Annotated in this window: 18 protein-coding genes; 10 read left to right on the top strand and 8 right to left on the bottom strand. The window is 70.6% G+C overall.

The genetic code is table 11. The features are described 5' to 3' along the window. The coding region (locus ACSNOK_RS19435) for a LytR C-terminal domain-containing protein (protein WP_436781987.1) at nt 1-428 on the top strand (428 nt) is incomplete at its 5' end. Nucleotides 429-523: 95 nt separating this feature from the next. Here the strand turns inward: ACSNOK_RS19435 and ACSNOK_RS19430 are convergent. Further along, a complete protein-coding gene (locus tag ACSNOK_RS19430) occupies nt 524-1,081 on the bottom strand; it encodes an acyl-CoA thioesterase (protein WP_436781986.1) in 558 nt (185 codons plus the stop codon). Nucleotides 1,082-1,201: 120 nt separating this feature from the next. On the opposite strand from ACSNOK_RS19430, the gene ACSNOK_RS19425 reads away from it, so the two are divergent. Continuing rightward, on the top strand, nt 1,202-2,479 hold the full coding sequence (locus ACSNOK_RS19425; RefSeq protein WP_436781985.1) for an LCP family protein: 1,278 nt from the start codon (nt 1,202-1,204) through the stop codon (nt 2,477-2,479). A 24-nt stretch (nt 2,480-2,503) separates the two neighbouring features. On the opposite strand, the gene ACSNOK_RS19420 is transcribed toward ACSNOK_RS19425, so the two are convergent. Then, nucleotides 2,504-3,286 carry a VOC family protein gene (locus tag ACSNOK_RS19420; protein WP_436781984.1) on the bottom strand — a complete coding sequence of 261 codons (783 nt, stop codon included), beginning with the start codon at nt 3,284-3,286 and terminating at the stop codon, nt 2,504-2,506. A 213-nt stretch (nt 3,287-3,499) separates the two neighbouring features. Here ACSNOK_RS19420 and ACSNOK_RS19415 point away from each other — a divergent pair, with 213 nt between their 5' ends. From ACSNOK_RS19415 to ACSNOK_RS19395, 5 genes are read left to right on the top strand one after another with little or no spacing between them, the layout of a single operon-like run. Further along, a complete protein-coding gene (locus tag ACSNOK_RS19415) occupies nt 3,500-3,697 on the top strand; it encodes a hypothetical protein (RefSeq protein ID WP_436781983.1) in 198 nt (65 codons plus the stop codon). Further along, entirely contained in the window at nt 3,681-4,205 is a 525-nt protein-coding gene (locus ACSNOK_RS19410) for a DUF6879 family protein (RefSeq protein WP_436781982.1), read from the top strand. Before ACSNOK_RS19415 ends, ACSNOK_RS19410 begins: the two co-directional genes overlap by 17 nt. Continuing rightward, a complete protein-coding gene (locus tag ACSNOK_RS19405; protein WP_436781981.1) occupies nt 4,202-5,032 on the top strand; it encodes a helix-turn-helix domain-containing protein in 831 nt (276 codons plus the stop codon). Before ACSNOK_RS19410 ends, ACSNOK_RS19405 begins: the two co-directional genes overlap by 4 nt. A 31-nt stretch (nt 5,033-5,063) precedes the next feature. After that, nucleotides 5,064-5,384, top strand: coding sequence for a hypothetical protein (locus tag ACSNOK_RS19400; RefSeq protein WP_436781980.1), 321 nt, complete (start codon nt 5,064-5,066; stop codon nt 5,382-5,384). A gap of 5 nt (nt 5,385-5,389) precedes the next feature. After that, nucleotides 5,390-5,578, top strand: coding sequence for a hypothetical protein (locus ACSNOK_RS19395; protein WP_436781979.1), 189 nt, complete (start codon nt 5,390-5,392; stop codon nt 5,576-5,578). Between the two features lie 43 nt (nt 5,579-5,621). Here the strand turns inward: ACSNOK_RS19395 and ACSNOK_RS19390 are convergent, their stop codons facing one another. Continuing rightward, nucleotides 5,622-6,779 carry an acyl-CoA dehydrogenase family protein gene (locus tag ACSNOK_RS19390; RefSeq protein ID WP_436781978.1) on the bottom strand — a complete coding sequence of 386 codons (1,158 nt, stop codon included), beginning with the start codon at nt 6,777-6,779 and terminating at the stop codon, nt 5,622-5,624. A 186-nt stretch (nt 6,780-6,965) separates the two neighbouring features. Between ACSNOK_RS19390 and ACSNOK_RS19385 the strand changes: the two genes are divergently transcribed. Further along, nucleotides 6,966-8,306 (top strand): UDP-glucose dehydrogenase family protein, encoded by a 1,341-nt coding sequence (locus ACSNOK_RS19385; RefSeq protein ID WP_436781977.1) that lies wholly within the window; start codon nt 6,966-6,968, stop codon nt 8,304-8,306. 148 nt (nt 8,307-8,454) lie between these two features. Here ACSNOK_RS19385 and ACSNOK_RS19380 read toward each other — a convergent pair whose 3' ends face one another. The 3 genes from ACSNOK_RS19380 to ACSNOK_RS19370 are packed head-to-tail and all read right to left on the bottom strand — an operon-like array spanning nt 8,455 to nt 11,310. Further along, nucleotides 8,455-9,645: a dipeptidase gene (locus ACSNOK_RS19380; protein WP_436781976.1), complete on the bottom strand. Its 1,191-nt coding sequence runs from the start codon at nt 9,643-9,645 to the stop codon at nt 8,455-8,457. A 13-nt stretch (nt 9,646-9,658) separates the two neighbouring features. After that, complete coding sequence (gene purE, locus ACSNOK_RS19375) at nt 9,659-10,195, bottom strand: 5-(carboxyamino)imidazole ribonucleotide mutase (RefSeq protein ID WP_436781975.1); 537 nt, start codon at nt 10,193-10,195, stop codon at nt 9,659-9,661. Beyond that, the gene (locus tag ACSNOK_RS19370) at nt 10,192-11,310 is read right to left on the bottom strand and encodes a 5-(carboxyamino)imidazole ribonucleotide synthase (protein ID WP_436781988.1); all 1,119 of its coding nucleotides are present in this window, start codon (nt 11,308-11,310) and stop codon (nt 10,192-10,194) included. Before ACSNOK_RS19370 ends, purE begins: the two co-directional genes overlap by 4 nt. Before the next feature lie 226 nt (nt 11,311-11,536). On the opposite strand from ACSNOK_RS19370, the gene ACSNOK_RS19365 reads away from it, so the two are divergent. Next, entirely contained in the window at nt 11,537-12,064 is a 528-nt protein-coding gene (locus ACSNOK_RS19365) for a GtrA family protein (RefSeq protein ID WP_436781974.1), read from the top strand. Between the two features lie 35 nt (nt 12,065-12,099). Here the strand turns inward: ACSNOK_RS19365 and ACSNOK_RS19360 are convergent, their stop codons facing one another. Next, nucleotides 12,100-13,368 (bottom strand): ATP-binding protein, encoded by a 1,269-nt coding sequence (locus ACSNOK_RS19360; protein WP_436781973.1) that lies wholly within the window; start codon nt 13,366-13,368, stop codon nt 12,100-12,102. Between the two features lie 93 nt (nt 13,369-13,461). Further along, nucleotides 13,462-14,142: a response regulator transcription factor gene (locus ACSNOK_RS19355; RefSeq protein WP_004952297.1), complete on the bottom strand. Its 681-nt coding sequence runs from the start codon at nt 14,140-14,142 to the stop codon at nt 13,462-13,464. 468 nt (nt 14,143-14,610) lie between these two features. On the opposite strand from ACSNOK_RS19355, the gene ACSNOK_RS19350 reads away from it, so the two are divergent. Then, nucleotides 14,611-16,143, top strand: a complete 1,533-nt coding sequence (locus tag ACSNOK_RS19350) for a peptide MFS transporter (protein WP_436781972.1) — start codon at nt 14,611-14,613, stop codon at nt 16,141-16,143. Nucleotides 16,144-16,271 lie beyond the last annotated feature (128 nt).

Raw genomic sequence — 16,271 nt, 5'->3', positions numbered from 1 at the left:
CCCCGACCCCCACCCCCGCCGTGACGGACGCGAGCCCGGCGCCCGTCGACGTACCGCCCGGGCGGATCAGCGTCCAGGTCCTCAACGGTTCCGGCCGCCCGGAGCTCGGCCGCGACACCGACGCGGCGCTGAAGGCCGCCGGCTTCCTCACCACCGGCCTGCCGGCCGACGCCCCGCCGCCGACCGCCCTGCGCACGGTGATCTCCTTCGATCCGCACTGGGACCGCTCGGCCCGCGCCCTGGCGGCGGCCCTCCCGGGCGCCGAGCTGCGGCCCGTGCCGGGGCAGGGGCCGCTGATGCAGGTGACGCTGGGCGCGGACTTCACGGGGGTACGGCCGGTGCGCGGGCCGGAGCCGACCGCCGGGCAGGGGCCCGGTTCCGTGGCGCAGGAGGTGATCACGGGCGACCGGGCGGTGTGCGGCGGCTGAGAGCCGGGGCATCCTCCCGGAGGAGACACCGCGTTCCGCCGGGTTCCGGGGCTGCGCCCCGGACCTGGCCGACCGCCCGACGGACTGGGAAAGCGTCAGTCCTCCAGGCCCTCCGCCGCCCGGTTCATCCGCAGTTCCTTGATCGCGCGGCGGCGGGCGAGCCGGTGCGTGCGCCGGATCTGCGCCTCCTGGTAGCGCCGCCGGTCCCGCTCGGTCTCCGGGAGCACCGGCGGCACGGGGCGCGGCTTGCCCTCGTCGTCGACGGCGGCGAAGACGAGGTAGGCGCTGCCGACCTGCACCGCCGGCGTGGACTCGTTCCAGCGCTCGGCCATGACGCGGACGCCGACCTCCATCGAGGAGCGCCCGGTCCAGTTGCACTGCGCCTGGACGTGGACGAGGTCGCCGACGCGGACCGGCTCCAGGAACGCCATCTCGTCCATGGACGCCGTCACCGCGGGGCCGCCGGAGTGCCGTCCGGCGACCGCCCCCGCGACGTCGTCCACCAGTTTCATGATCACTCCGCCGTGCACGGTTCCCAGGAGGTTCGTGTCACTCGCGGTCATGATGTGGGACAGGGTCGTGCGGGAGGCCGAGGTCGGCTTGCCGGGTATGCCGGCCGCACCGGAGTCGGCGGTCCCGTCGTGAGTGGTCATGCGTCCCACTGTATGCGGGGTGCACGGGCCGGGCCGCCCGTGTGTCAGCTCTGCAACAGCCGTGACCCGGTCCGGTACCACCCGTCCGGACCAGCGCCGCGGCCGGGCACACTTCTTCCCATGAGCGAGTGGCCCGAAGTGCGGAACAACGACCGCCGGTACCAGTACGGAGGCGGCGGCGCCCACCCGCGCCCGGAAGGGGCGCGCGGCGGCCCGCGCGCGCACCAGGGCGGGTCGTCGCCCCGGTACGGGCAGCCCGGGCCCGGCGCGCCGGGCGGCCGTCCCGACGACGGTTACAACACGGGCCAGGTCTACGGGCGCGGCGCCGGCACCCCGAGCGGCGGTGCTCCCGGCGGCCCCGGCGGCGTCCCGGGCGGCCCGGCGGCGCGGGGGCGCGCCCCGCGCGGCGGCCGGCCGAACTGGCGCAAGCGGATCACCATAGGCCTGCTCGCCTTCCTCGCCGTGGTGCTGGTGGTCTCCGTGAGCACCTACTTCTGGGCCGACTCCAAGCTGCGCCGCGAGGTCGACCTCGGGAAGGTCGAGGAGCGCCCGTCGGGCGGCGACGGCACGAACTACCTGATCGTCGGCTCGGACAGCCGGGAGGGGCTGTCCGACGAGGACAAGAAGGAACTGCACACCGGGTCGGCCGACGGCAAGCGCACCGACTCGATGATGATCCTGCACACCGGTGACAACGGCACGACGATGCTCAGCCTGCCGCGCGACTCGTACGTCACCATCCCGGCCTTCACCGGGCAGAAGTCCGGCAAGCGGTTCCCCGCCTCGACGCACAAGCTCAACCAGGCGTACTCGGACGGCGGCCCCGAGCTGCTGGTCCGGACCGTCGAGTTCAACACCGGGCTGCGCATCGATCATTACGCGGAGATCGGCTTCGGCGGGTTCCGCAACCTGGTCGACTCGCTCGGCGGTGTCGACATGTGCCTCGACAAGGCGATCAAGGACCGTGACTCGGGCGCCGACCTCAAGGCCGGCTGCCAGACGCTGAACGGCAAGGAGTCGCTCGCCTTCGTCCGCCAGCGCCACCAGGAGGCCGACCAGGACCTCGGCCGGATGCGCAACCAGCAGAAGTTCCTGAACACCCTCGCCAAGCAGGCGGCGTCGCCGTCGACCGTGCTCAACCCGTTCACCCTCTACCCGGTGATCGGCTCCGGCCTCGACACGCTGATAGTGGACGACGACATGGAGCTGTGGGACCTGGCGTCGATGTTCTGGGCGATGAAGGACGTCACGGGCGGCGACGGCAAGCAGATGACCGTGCCGATAGGCAATGCCAACCTGGCGACGCGCGGTGACGGCGTGGCGGTGAAGTGGGACCCGGTGAAGTCCAAGCAGCTCTTCGAGCAGCTGAAGAAGGACCAGAAGGTGACCGTTTCCTAGCGCTCACCCCGGGCGGGGCCGTGCTCAGGCCGGCTCCGCCCCCTGGATGACGGCGAAGATCCCGCCCTGCGGGTCGGAGACGACGGCCATCCGGCCGGCCACCATGTCGAACGGCGGTACCAGTACCGAGCCGCCCGCCCGGACGAGCGCGTCGACGGTGGTGTCCGTGCCGTCGACGGCGAAGTACGTCAGCCAGTGCGAGGGCGTGCCCTCGGGGAACCGCTCCAGCCCCTGCATCCCGCCGACCGTCCGCCCGCCCGCGGTCAGCGCGAAGTAGCCGGGGGCCGCTTCCATCGGGGACGCCTCGATTCCCAGCGCGGCCGCGTAGAACGCCCGCGCCGCCTCCGGGTCGGAGGTGTTCAGCTCGTTCCAGATCACCGCGCCCGGTTCGTTGACCACTTCGCAGCCGAAGAAGTCCCGGGTCTGCCAGAGTCCGAACACGGCGTCCGTGGAGTCCGCGGCCACCGCCATCCGCCCGAACGTCAGCACGTCCATGCCGGGCATCAGCACCCGGCCGTGGTGCTCCTCGACGGCCCGCGCCGTGGCGTCGGTGTCCGCCACCGCCAGGTACGTCGTCCACGCGGTCGGCGGCGGGGCCTGCCCCTCCTGCGCCATCGCCGGCCCGATGCCGGCCACGGCCCGCCCGTCCAGCGTGCACACCGCGTACCCACCGGTCTCCGGCGGCCCCGGCTCCCCCTGCCACCCGAACAGATCCCGGTAGAAGTCCAGCGCCGCCCGCTGATCCGGCGCCATCAGATCCACCCAACAGGGCGTTCCGGGCGCATACGCCTCACGTACCTCGGGCATGACGCTCGCCTCCTGGCGCACGGCGGTCCCCCCAGGGGTCGTGTCCAGGGTGGGGGGCGAGGGGCGGGGGCGCCACCGGAGGGAGCGCTCCGGCCCTCCCGCTCCTGGCGCCGCACGAGTTTCCCGTTCTCTCAACCGGGGTGCCTTGACCCCAGCGTGACGGCTTCGGGAGCATCAATTCCGTGCGGGGAGCGCACCTCAGGGAGGGGACCGATGACTCTCAAGGCCACGCTGCTGGTCAGTTCGTGTGACCTCAAGGACTGCCCGGCGCTGTACGCCACGGACCGCGACACGCTGCTGGTGCAGGGCGAGACACCGGTAGACCACGGGCTGGAGATCCCAGCGCACGAAACCCTCGTGGAGATTCCGATGGAGCTCATCCGGAAGGCCATTCGTGACCAGCTCATCTAGGAGCCTCGGCGACCTCTTCGCACAATTCCGGCGAGAGGCCTTCCGGCTGGAGACCTTGGACGACTACGGCAGGTCCGGCAACACCGAGGCCTATCGGACCTTCCTGGCCGGAGACCCCCAGCCGGCGGACTACAACGCGGAATGGGTGGCGGAGGTCCGGTCTCACACCGGCCAGGGCAAGCGCGTCTACCGTGCGCACATTGTCAGTCGCCCACTGACGACCTACCTCCGGTACGAGCTCGGGTGGGGTTACCGGAAGAACATGAGCGGCGGGGAAGAGTTCTTCATCCTCGACATCACCGACCGGCCCAATCCGCTGGCCGGGGCACCCGACTTCTGGCTCTTCGACTCCGAGACGGCCGCCGTCATGCGCTACGACGAACGAGGCACCTTTCTGGGAGCAGACGTTCTGTCTGCCGATGCCTCGGCCGATTACGTCCGGTATCGGGACGAGGCGCTTGCCCAAGCCCAGCCGTTCGGAGACTGGTGGGCCGAGCACGGCGAGTGAACGGCGCGCAGCTCGGGTCGGCACTGCGGGCACTGCGGGAGGCTTCCGGACGGGAAGCCAAAGCGGTGGCCCGCAGTGCCCTCATGTCTCCCTCGAAACTGTCCAAAATCGAGAACTCAAAGCTTCTCCCCAGCGCCACGGACGTGGAACGCATCCTGACCGCCATCGGTGTGTCGGACGCGGTCAAGGCGGAGTACACGGGGGCGGCCCGAGCCGTGGCCACGGAGGCGACGGCGTGGCGACTGCTGAAGCGAACCGGCGTGCACAAGGGCCAGCAGGCGGTCAAGGCGCTGGAAGCCCAGATGTCGGTTCTCCGGCTGTTCCAGCCGGCCCTCGTCCCCGGCCTGCTTCAGACGGCGGAATACATCCGTGCCGTACTGCGCCGCCACGATCTGAGTCATGACGTTCTCACCCGAACGATCGATGGCAGGCTGGAACGCCAAGCCGTGCTGTACGACACCACGAAGGAATTGCACTTCGTCATCACAGAAGCGGCGCTTCGGTGGCAGATCGTCCCTTCCGCCATGTTGGCCGCTCAGCTCGACCGGATCGTCTCCCTTTCCCGTCTTCCTCATGTCGACGTCCGGGTGGTCCCCTTGGGGTCCCGGCAAACGGACATCGCCAATCACGCGTTCGTGATCAGGGACGACCGCATGGTCACGGTGGAAACCGTCCATGCCGAGCTCGTGGTCACAGAACCCAAAGACGTGGAACTGTACGTCCGGAAATTCGACGGCTTCGCGCGGGCGGCGCTGACCGGTGCCGAGATGCGGGGCATGGTCGAAGCGATCCGCGATGAATTCTTGCGCGAACAGGAAACGGCCTAGCGCGGCCTCGCCGGCCCCTCACGCTAGGCCCGTGACCTCGAAAACCGAACCCGTTCCAGCTTCCGCCGACGCCTATATGGCGGGCCGGAAGAAAGCCGACGACACCGCCTTCATGCTGGAGCGCGTGCTCGCGGACATGGGCATCACCGTGGGAGACCGCGCGTCGTGGCCGGATCTCCTGGGCCGCGCGTCGATGTCCGGTGAGCCGTACGTGTACCTGGGCACCGTGCCGGCCGCGACCGCGCGCAAACTCATCGATGCCCTGGTGTACGCGCGCTCGGAGCAACGCGGGCGCGCCCACGGGAACGTCCAGAGCGGCATGGCCGACGACGAGGACCGCGAAGGGAAGTAGCGCCCGTGATCCACGGCGAGAACCTGGCGCGGGACCTGCGCCGTGATCACGGTTTTGTGCACATCGGACGGACCCGGGACGGCAAGGCCGTCGTGATGCGCAGGCGCGACAGGTGGACCGTCGTCCCCCTGCGGTGGCTCACCGAGGACGCCGTGGAGACGATCAAGGCTCAGGCCGGGGTCGGCGGCGTGTGAGTACACGGAAGCCCCCGCCAGGCGGGGGCTTCCGCGCTCGCCGCTACGGCAGGTTGCGCGCCATGACGATGCGCTGGACCTGGTTCGTGCCCTCGTAGATCTGGGTGATCTTCGCGTCGCGCATCATCCGCTCCAGCGGGTAGTCGCGCGTGTAGCCGTAGCCGCCGAGGAGCTGGACGGCGTCCGTGGTGATCTCCATGGCCGCGTCGGAGGCGAAGCACTTCGCCGCCGCGCCGTGGAAGGTCAGGTCGTCGTCGAGGCGCTCGGACTTGGCCGCCGCCGCGTAGGTGAGCTGGCGGGCCGCCTCCAGCTTCATGGCCATGTCGGCGAGCATGAACTGCACGCCCTGGAAGTCGCCGATCGGCTTGCCGAACTGCTTGCGCTCCTGGACGTAGCCCTTGGCGTAGTCGAGGGCGCCCTGGGCGATGCCGAGGGCCTGGGCCGCGATGGTGATGCGGGTGTGGTCCAGGGTCTTCATCGCCGTGGCGAAGCCCGTGCCCTCCTCGCCGATCATGCGGTCGGCGGGGATGCGGACGTTGTCGAGGTAGACCTCGCGGGTCGGCGAGCCCTTGATGCCGAGCTTCTTCTCCGGCGCGCCGAAGGAGACGCCCTCGTCGGACTTCTCGACGACGAACGCGGAGATGCCCTTGGAGCGCTTCTCCGGGTCGGTCACGGCCATGACCGTGTAGTACTCGCTGACGCCCGCGTTGGTGATCCAGCGCTTGACGCCGTTGAGGACCCAGAAGTCGCCGTCGCGCACGGCGCGCGTCTTCATGCCGGCCGCGTCGGAGCCCGCGTCGGGCTCGCTGAGGCAGTACGAGAACATCGCGTCGCCCTTGGCGAGCGGGCCCAGGTACTTCTTCTTCAGCTCCTCGGAGCCGGAGAGGATCACCGGCAGCGAGCCGAGCTTGTTGACCGCCGGGATGAGGGAGGAGGAGGCGCAGACACGGGCCACCTCCTCGATGACGATGACCGTCGCGAGCGCGTCGGCGCCCGCGCCGCCGAACTCCTCGGGCACGTGCACCGCGTGCAGGTCGGCCGCGGTCAGCGCGTCGCGCGCCTCCTGCGGGAACCGTCCTTCCTCGTCCACCTCGGCGGCGAACGGGGCGATCTTCGCCTCGGCGAGCGAGCGAACGACCTTGCGGAGCTCGTCGTGCTCCTCGGACGGCCGGTACAGGTCGAAGTCCTTGTTTCCCGCCAAGGCGAACTCCCCAGAGCGTTAACTACCGTTTAGTAACCGCGATTCTAGGGGCCACCGCCCGGCTGGGGATACGTGAGCTTGCCGACAGCGCCGTGACTTCGGGAATCTCCCGGAATCCTGCCCGGGACGGCCCGGGACTATGCTCGGGCCACGCAGTCAGCACGCCCGTACGTACCTGGAGCACGCATGGCCCCCAAGATCACTGTGATCGGCACCGGCTACCTCGGGGCCACCCACGCGGCGGCCATGGCCGAGCTCGGTTTCGAGGTACTGGGCCTGGACGTGGTCCCGGAGAAGGTCGAGATGCTCGGCCGGGCCGAGGTCCCCATGTACGAGCCGGGGCTGGAGGACCTGCTCCGCAAGCACGTCGCGGGGCTGGAGGGGTCCAGCGGACGGTTGCGCTTCACCACCTCGTGGGACGAGGTCGGCGAGTTCGGCGACGTCCACTTCATCTGCGTGAACACCCCGCAGAAGCACGGCGAGTACGCGTGCGACATGTCGTACGTGGACGCCGCGATCGCCTCCCTCGCCCCCCGGCTGACCCGCCCCGCGCTGGTCGTCGGCAAGTCGACCGTGCCCGTCGGCAGCGCCGCCCGCCTCGCCCGGAGGCTCGCCGAACTCGCCCCGGCCGGCGACGAGGTGGAGCTCGCCTGGAACCCGGAGTTCCTCCGCGAGGGCTTCGCCGTCCAGGACACCCTGCACCCGGACCGCATCGTCGTCGGCGTCGAGGGCGAGCGCGGGGAGAAGGTGCTCCGCGAGGTGTACGCGACGCCGATCGGCGAGGGCTCGCCGTTCGTCGTCACCGACTACCCGACCGCCGAGCTGGTGAAGACCGCCGCCAACTCCTTCCTCGCCACGAAGATCTCCTTCATCAACGCGATGGCCGAGGTCTGCGAGGCGGCCGACGGTGACGTCGCCAAGCTCGCCGAGGCCATAGGGCACGACGAGCGGATCGGGAAGAAGTTCCTGCGCGCCGGCATCGGTTTCGGCGGCGGCTGCCTGCCCAAGGACATCCGCGCCTTCATGGCCCGCGCGGGGGAGCTGGGCGCCGATCAGGCCCTTACTTTTCTGCGTGAGGTCGACTCCATCAACATGCGGCGGCGCGGGCACATGGTCGAGCTCGCCCGCGAGGCGGTGGGGGGAGGCTTCCTGGGGCGGCGGGTCGCCGTGCTCGGTGCCACTTTCAAGCCGGACTCGGACGATGTGCGGGATTCGCCTGCGCTCAATGTCGCGGGGCAGATCCATCTGCAGGGTGGTCAGGTGACCGTCTACGACCCCAAGGGGATGGAGAACGCTCGGCGGGTGTTCCCGACGCTCGCTTACGCGGACAGTGCGGCGGAGGCTTGTCGGGGGGCGCATGTGGTGTTGCACCTGACCGAGTGGGCGGAGTTCAGGGAGCTCGACCCCGTTGCTCTCCGGGAGGTCGTGGCTTCGCCGCAGATTCTGGACGGGCGTAACGCGCTGCACGCTGACGCGTGGCGGGCTGCCGGGTGGACGTTCCGGGCGATGGGGCGGCCGCGGGCTTAGCCCTTCGGGCGGGTGCCCCAGCCCCGCCCTTTCGCCGTTTCCTGGGGGTGAGCCCCCCAGACCCCCTGCAACCGCGCTCCGCGCGGTTGTCCTCAAACGCCGGACGGGCTGAAAGCGCGGGCCGTCCCGCAACGAACGGCGGGCTCCCTCACCCGTCCAGTTGCCCGATCGTCGCGATCGACGGCCCCCGCCGCCCGCTCACCTCGCGGGCGACCGCTTCCGCCTCCCGCAGCACCCGCACCGCGTTCTTCCACGTCAGCTTCGCCAGGTCGGCCTCCGACCAGCCCCGCCGCAGCAGCTCAGCGATCAGGTTCGGATACCCCGCGACATCGGACAGGTCCGACGGCGTGAAGGCCGTGCCGTCGAAGTCGCCGCCGATGCCGATGTGGTCGACTCCGGCGACCTCCCGCATGTGGTCGAGGTGGTCGGCGACCGTCGCCGCCGTCGCGACCGGGCGCGGGTGGCCGGCCTCGAAGGCCTGGTGGACCGCCATCGCCTCGGGCGTCGTGTCGAGGTGGTGGAAGCCGTGGGCGCGCATGTTCTCGTCCGCCGCCCGGGTCCAGGCCACGGCCTCCGGGAGGACGAACTTGGGGACGAACGTCACCATCGCCATGCCCCCGTTGGCCGCCAGGGAGGCCAGCACGTCGTCGGGGACGTTGCGCGGGTGGTCGCAGACCGCGCGGGCGGAGGAGTGGGAGAAGATCACCGGCGCCTCGCTGACCCGGATCGCGTCCCGCATCGTGTCGGCGGAGACGTGCGAGAGGTCGACGAGCATGCCGAGGCGGTTCATCTCGCGGACGACCTCCTCGCCGAAGCGGGTGAGGCCGCCGGCGCGCGGCTCGTCGGTCGCGGAGTCCGCCCAGGGGATGTTGTCGTTGTGGGTGAGCGTCATGTAGCGCACGCCCAGCGCGTACAGCGCGCGCAGCGTGGCCAGGGAGCAGTTGATGCTGTGGCCGCCCTCGGCGCCCATCAGGCTCGCGATACGGCCTTCGGCGCGCGCGGCCTCCATGTCGTCGGCGGTGAACGCGAGCCGCAGATCCGCCGGGTAGCGCTCGGTCAGGCGACGGACGACGTCGATCTGTTCCAGGGTGGCGCTCACCGCGTCGTCGCCGGCCATGTCGCTGCGCACGTACACGGACCAGAACTGCGCGCCGACCCCGCCGGCGCGCAGCCGGGGGATGTCGGTGTGGAGGCCGGCGGCGCTCTGGTCGCCGGCGATGTCGCGGCGGTCGAGGTCGTAGGAGACCTGTTCGCGCAGTGCCCAGGGGAGGTCGTTGTGGCCGTCCACGACGGGGTGGGCGGCCAGCAGTTCGCGGGCGCGGTCGAGCGGTTCCGTCATGTCCCCTCCCCTCTTACTTACCGAATCCGAAGCCGGTCTCGCCCTGCGCCTTGGCGCGCAGGCGGCGGCCCTTCTCCGTCGCCTGCTCGTTGAGCTCCTCCTGGAAGCGGCTCATCCGGGCGCTCAGGCCGGCGTCGTGCGCGGCGAGCATGCGCACCGCGAGCAGGCCCGCGTTGCGGGCGCCGCCGACGGAGACGGTGGCGACGGGGACGCCGGCCGGCATCTGGACGATGGACAACAGCGAGTCCATGCCGTCCAGGTACTTGAGCGGGACCGGGACGCCGATCACCGGGAGGGTGGTGACGGAGGCCAGCATGCCGGGCAGGTGGGCCGCGCCGCCGGCCCCCGCGATGATCGCCTTCAGCCCCCGGCCAGCCGCCCGTTCGCCGTAGGCGACCATCTCGCGGGGCATGCGGTGCGCGGAGACGACGTCGACCTCGTAAGGGACCTCGAACTCGGCGAGCGCCTCGGCGGCGGCCTCCATGACGGGCCAGTCGGAGTCGGAGCCCATGACGATGCCGACGACCGGGGCGCCGGGGGAGCTGCTCATTCGGTGATCGTCCCTCGCAGGTATCCGGCGGCGTGGGCGGCGCGCTCGCGCACGTCGTCCAGGTCGTCGCCGTAGGTGTTGACGTGTCCGACCTTGCGGCCGGGTTTGACGTCCTTGCCGTACATATGGATCTTCAGCCCGGGGTCGCGTGCCATGCAATGGAGGTACGCGGAATACATGTCCGGGTAGTCGCCGCCCAGCACGTTGGCCATGACCGTCCACCGGGCGCGCGGGCGCGGGTCGCCGAGGGGCAGGTCGAGGACGGCCCGGACGTGGTTGGCGAACTGCGAGGTGACAGCGCCGTCCTGGGTCCAGTGACCGGAGTTGTGCGGGCGCATCGCCAGCTCGTTGACGAGGATCCGGCCGTCCCGGGTCTCGAACAGCTCGACGGCGAGGTGGCCGACGACGCCCAGCTCCTGGGCGATCCGCAGGGCGAGCCGCTGGGCCTCGGCGGAGCGGTCCGGGGACAGGCCGGGCGCGGGGGCGATGACCGTGTCGCAGACGCCGTCGACCTGGATCGACTCGACGACCGGGTAGGCGACGGCCTGGCCGTGCGGGGAGCGGACGACGTTGGCGGCGAGCTCGCGGACGAAGTCGACCTTCTCCTCGGCGAGGACGGGCACCCCGGCCCGGAAGGCGTCCTGCGCCCCGGCGGGGTCGCGGACGATCCACACGCCCTTGCCGTCGTAGCCGCCGCGCACGGTCTTGAGGACGACGGGCCATCCGTCGCCCTCGGCGGCGAACCGCTCGACGTCGGCGGGGTCGGCCACGATGCGGTGGCGCGGGCAGGGGACGCCGATCTCCGTGAGCTTCGCCCGCATCACCCCCTTGTCCTGGGCGTGCACCAACGCGTCGGGCCCCGGACGGACGGGGATGCCGTCCGCCTCCAGGGCCCGTAGGTGCTCGGTCGGAACGTGTTCGTGATCGAAGGTGATCACATCACAGCCTTGTGCGAACGCACGAAGGGTGTCGAGGTCGCGGTAGTCCCCCACCACCACCTCGTTCGCGACCTGCGCCGCCGAGTCCTGCGGAGTGTCACTGAGCAGCTTGAATCTGATGCCGAGGGGGATGCCCGCCTCGTGGGTCATACGGGCGAGCTGACCGCCGCCGACCATGCCGACTACCGGAAACGTCACGCCCCCAGGGTATCCGTACGCACGACCGGCCCGGCCTCCGGCTTGGATGATCGTCCAAGCCGGGCGGCCATCGGAGGGTGGCGGGCCGGGCGGCGGGCGTTCGTCCGGTATTCACCCGGTCCCCCGGCCGGGTCCCGCGAGCGCTCGCTAGCATGGGAAGTCGCCCCACGCCCTGACCGCCCTTCCCACGGAGCCTGACGAACCCATGAGTCATCGGCGCGCAGTGCGTTCCCGGTTGGAGCGGCTGGTCCGCGAAATCGCCAAGTTCGGCGCCATCGGGGCCGTCGGCTTCGTGGTCAACGCCATCGTCTTCAACATGTGCCGGCACTCGGGGCTGGCCGTGGTCCGCTCCGGCGTGATCGCCACCTGCGTCGCCATCGCGACCAACTACGTCGGCAACCGGTACTGGACCTACCGCGACTGCGACAAGAGCCGCCGCAGCAAGGAGCTGACGCTGTTCCTGCTGTTCAGCGGGGTGGGCCTGGTGATCGAGAACGGGATCCTGGCGCTGTCGCACTACGGCTTCGGCTTCACCTCCACGGTGGCGGACAACATCGCCAAGAACGTGGTGGGGCTGGGCATCGGCACGGTGTTCCGGTTCTGGTCCTACCGGACGTGGGTGTTCAAGCGGCTGCCGGTGACGCAGGCGGCCGTCGAGACTGCTGAATCGTTTCTGGCGACGGCGGAGGTGCCGCGGCAGCGGGCCCGGGCCTCGTCCACGACGCGGTACTGACGCCGCCCCCGGCGGTTTCACGGCCCGCCGCGGCCTCACTCCGACCGCTCCTCCCGCCCGCCGCCCCCCGGCTTCGCCTCCATGCTCAGGAACAGCGCGAAGACCGGCGGATGCTGCTGGAGCAGCTCCAGCCGGCCGCCGTCCGCCTCCGCGAGATCCCGCGCGACGGCCAGCCCCAGCCCCGTCGAGTTCCGGCCACTGACCGTCCGCTCGAAGACCCGCGCGCCCAGGTCCGCCGAGACGCCCGGGCCCTCGTCCGAGACCTCGACCACGGCCTGGTTGCCGGTGACGCGGGTGCGCAGGGCGACGGCTCCGTCCCCGTGGGTCAGGGAGTTCTCGATCAGCGTCGCGATGACCTGGGAGACCGCGCCCGGCGTGCCCACCGCGCGCAGCCCCTGCTTCCCCGAACGGACCAGGGCCCGTCCCCCGGCCCGGATGGCGGGCCGCCACTCCTCCAGCTGCTGCTTGATCACTTCGTCGAGGTCGAAGGTGACGGCGGACCCGGTCTTGGGGTCGCGGGAGTTGGTCAGCAGCCGCTGGACGACGTCGGTGAGCCGCTCGACCTGGGTGAGGGCGATCGTCGCCTCCTCCTTGACCGTGTCCGGGTCGTCGGTGAGCGTGATCTCCTCCAGCCGCATGGACAGCGCGGTCAGCGGGGTGCGGAGCTGGTGGGAGGCGTCGGCGGCCAGCCGCCGTTCCGCCGTGAGCATCCGGGCGATGCGTTCCGCGCTGCCGTCCAGGACGTCGGCGACCCGGTCGAGCTCGGGGACGCCGTAGCGGCGGTGCCGGGGGCGGGGGTCGCCGGAGCCGAGCCGCTCGGCGGTCTCGGCCAGGTCGGTGAGGGGCGCGGTGAGCCGGTTGGCCTGCCGGACGGCGAGGAAGACGGCGGCGACCACCGCCAGCAGTGCCACCGCCAGGATCACCAGCAGCGTCCGGCCGACTTCCTTGCTCACGGCCGAGCGGGACTCCTCCACCCGGACCCGCTCGCCGTGCTCGCCGGACTGCTCCGAGACGATCAGCCCGCCCTCGGGGTGGGTGCCGATCTCGATGGGCGCCCGGTTCGGGATCTCCACGCGGGCGTACCGGTCGGGGGCGATCTGCTCCCGCAGCACGCTCGACTCGACCCGTTCGCCCCCGGCCAGCCGGCCCTCGACGCTGCTCACCAGCCGCACCGCCTCGGACTGCACACTCTCCTGGGCGCTGCTCTCGATGGTGCGGGTCTCGACGATGACCAGCGAGATCCCGAAGACGGCGATCACGACGAGGACGACGGCGAGCGTGGAGTTGATCAATCGGCGGCGCACGGGCGGTTCTCCGGCTCGTTGTTCCGTTGTGGCCCGGTCCGGGGCCGGTCCTGCCGCTGTCCCGTGGCCGGTTTTTCCGTTTCCCGGTCCGGGCTAGTTCTTCTCGAACCGGAAGCCGACGCCGCGCACGGTGGCGATGTAGCGCGGGTTGGCCGCGTCGTCCCCGAGCTTCTTGCGGAGCCAGGAGATGTGCATGTCGAGGGTCTTGGTGGACGACCACCAGGTGGTGTCCCAGACCTCGCGCATCAGCTGGTCGCGGGTGACGACCCGGCCGGCGTCGCGGACCAGCACCCGGAGCAGGTCGAACTCCTTGGCGGTGAGCTGGAGTTCCTCGTCGCCCATCCAGGCGCGGTGCGACTCGACGTCGATCCGGACGCCGTGCGTCGCCGTCCCCTGCTGCGGGGACTCGGCGGCGCCGCGCCGGAGCAGGGCCCGGACGCGGGCGAGCAGCTCGGCGAGGCGGAACGGCTTGGTGACGTAGTCGTCGGCGCCGGCGTCCAGCCCGACGACGGTGTCGACCTCGTCGGCCCGGGCGGTGAGGACCAGCACGGGGAAGCCGTGGCCTTCGGTGCGCAGCCGCCGGCAGACCTCCAGGCCGTCCATGCCGGGCAACCCGAGATCGAGGACGAGCAGGTCGACGTCTCCCTTGATCCCCGCGGCGAGCGCTGTGGGACCGTCTTCGCGTACCTCCACCTCATACCCCTCACGGCGCAGGGCGCGTGCGAGCGGCTCCGAGATGGACGCGTCATCCTCGGCGAGCAGTACTCGGGTCATGCACGTGATGGTAGTCCGCTCGGGCGCACGTCAGAGCGCAGTCCCGGCACCCGGGACCGGTGAGGGACCGAAGGGGATGACACATCGGAACCCCGATGGATGGTTCCGCCGACGACTGTGATCCATGTCTCAACTCCTTCCATATGCGGGCGGGGTGTGACGTATGGTTACCGGAAGTCTGTACCAGCGTCTGGGACCTTCGGCTCGGCAGTAGCGCCGGAGGTCTCTTCCGTACGCGGGACTGATACGTCACTCTTATGTGAAACCTGAACGACCTGTCGGCCGGGTCCGCCGCGCGAAGATGCGCGGGGGCGTGGATCCCGGAATTAGGGCCGCTCTGCCGGCTCCCCCGAGGGGGAGGCGAACCCCAAGGGCGTGGGGGCGAGCGAAGCCGTAACCCGGTGCCGGCCAACCCCCATACGGGCGCGCAGCAGCTCCACGCGCGTCCTCGGAACCCAAGGATCGACCATGGCGTCCAGCCTGACGAAGGAGTCAACCGCGCGGGACAACACCCCCGTCGCCGGCGGCAAGACCCTCTTCGGCCACCCCCTCGGCCTGGCCCCCCTCTTCCTGACGGAGATGTGGGAGCGCTTTTCCTACTACGGAATGCGCGCCCTTCTCGTCCTCTACCTGATCTCCGGTGGCCCGGACGCCAAGTCCGGCAGCCAGGGCGGCGGTCTGGCCATGCCGGAGTCCACGTCGCTGGCCATCTACTCGGTGTACGTGGCGATGGTGTACCTGCTCGCCATGCCCGGCGGCTGGTTCGGTGACCGGGTCTGGGGCCCGCGCAAGACGGTGGCCATCGCGGCCAGCGTGATCATGTGCGGTCACCTGCTGCTCGCACTGCCCGGCAAGCCCACCTTCTTCGCCGGTCTGGCCCTGGTGGCGATCGGCTCGGGTCTGCTGAAGTCCAACATCTCGACGATGGTCGGCCACCTGTACAACGGCCCCAAGGACCCGCGTCGCGACGGCGGCTTCACGCTCTTCTACATCGGCATCAACCTCGGTGGCCTCGGCGCGCCGCTGGTGATCGGCACGGTCGGCCAGCAGGTCAGCTGGCACCTGGGCTTCACCCTCGCCGCGATCGGCATGGGCCTCGGCCTGGTGGCGTTCCTCATCGGCACCCGCTGGCTGGACCCGAAGAGCGCCGAGGTCCCGATGCCGCTGACCGCGGCCGAGCGGAACTCCTGGCTGCTCAAGGGCCTGATCTGGCTCGTCATCGCCGCGATCTTCTACGGCGTCGTGGTCGGCACCGGTCACTTCACGATCAACTGGGCCCTCGTTCCGATCGCCCTGGTCGGCCTGATCGTCCCGATCTTCGTCCTGGCCCGCATCAAGCGGGACAAGGAGCTGACGTCGGAAGAGCAGACCAAGGTCAGCGGCTACATCTGGTTCTTCGTCGCCGCCGCCGTGTTCTGGGGCATCTTCGACCAGGCCGGCTCGACGATGTCGACCTTCGCCGAGAAGAAGACCACGGACAACGTCTTCGGCATCCACTTCCCGTCCACCTGGTTCCAGTCGATCAACTCCGCGTGGGTCCTGGTCCTCGCCCCGATCTTCGCGGCGATGTGGGTGGCGATGGCGCGCCGCAAGCGCGAGCCCAGCTCCACGGTGAAGTTCTCCGCGGCGATGCTGCTGGCGGGTGCTTCCTTCGTACTGTTCGCCATCCCGATGAAGATGGCGACGGGCGGCTCGACCGTCAGCCCCATGTGGCTGATCACCATCTACATGCTGCAGACGCTCGGTGAACTGTGCCTGTCCCCCGTGGGTCTGTCGCTGACCACGAAGATGGCGCCCAAGAAGTACGCCAGCCAGATGATGGGTGTCTGGTTCCTCGCGGTGACCGCCGGTGACTGCGTCATGACCCTGATGGCGACGGCCGGTGTCGACCTCAACGGCTTCGGCGTGATCCTCGGCGAGGCCGGGGTCGCGGTCCTGGCGGGTGTCGCGGTCTGGAGCTCCCGCAAGAAGATCGAGGCCCTCATGGGCGACGTGCGCTGACCCGCACGCCTGCGAGGGAGCGCCGATCCGGTCGGCGCTCCCTCTCCCTCCGCACCATGCCCCCGGCGCGATGACGCGCCGGGGGCATTCGCGTGTGCGGGGAGGGCGTGCGGAGGGAGAGGGAGCGC

The organism is Streptomyces sp. URMC 126, from assembly GCF_051386555.1.
Classification (GTDB): Bacteria; Actinomycetota; Actinomycetes; order Streptomycetales; family Streptomycetaceae; genus Streptomyces.
The sequence above is the reverse complement of the archived record's forward strand: the minus strand, read 5'-3'. Positions and strand labels throughout refer to the sequence as shown.

Coding starts and splice junctions, on each gene's coding strand:
- ACSNOK_RS19430 (WP_436781986.1), bottom strand. CDS start 1,081: ATGACCACTCACGACGGGACCGCCGACTCCGGTGCGGCCGGCATACCC.
- ACSNOK_RS19425 (WP_436781985.1), top strand. CDS start 1,202: ATGAGCGAGTGGCCCGAAGTGCGGAACAACGACCGCCGGTACCAGTAC.
- ACSNOK_RS19420 (WP_436781984.1), bottom strand. CDS start 3,286: ATGCCCGAGGTACGTGAGGCGTATGCGCCCGGAACGCCCTGTTGGGTG.
- ACSNOK_RS19415 (WP_436781983.1), top strand. CDS start 3,500: ATGACTCTCAAGGCCACGCTGCTGGTCAGTTCGTGTGACCTCAAGGAC.
- ACSNOK_RS19385 (WP_436781977.1), top strand. CDS start 6,966: ATGGCCCCCAAGATCACTGTGATCGGCACCGGCTACCTCGGGGCCACC.
- ACSNOK_RS19380 (WP_436781976.1), bottom strand. CDS start 9,645: ATGACGGAACCGCTCGACCGCGCCCGCGAACTGCTGGCCGCCCACCCC.
- purE (WP_436781975.1), bottom strand. CDS start 10,195: ATGAGCAGCTCCCCCGGCGCCCCGGTCGTCGGCATCGTCATGGGCTCC.
- ACSNOK_RS19370 (WP_436781988.1), bottom strand. CDS start 11,310: ATGGTCGGCGGCGGTCAGCTCGCCCGTATGACCCACGAGGCGGGCATC.
- ACSNOK_RS19365 (WP_436781974.1), top strand. CDS start 11,537: ATGAGTCATCGGCGCGCAGTGCGTTCCCGGTTGGAGCGGCTGGTCCGC.
- ACSNOK_RS19355 (WP_004952297.1), bottom strand. CDS start 14,142: ATGACCCGAGTACTGCTCGCCGAGGATGACGCGTCCATCTCGGAGCCG.
- ACSNOK_RS19350 (WP_436781972.1), top strand. CDS start 14,611: ATGGCGTCCAGCCTGACGAAGGAGTCAACCGCGCGGGACAACACCCCC.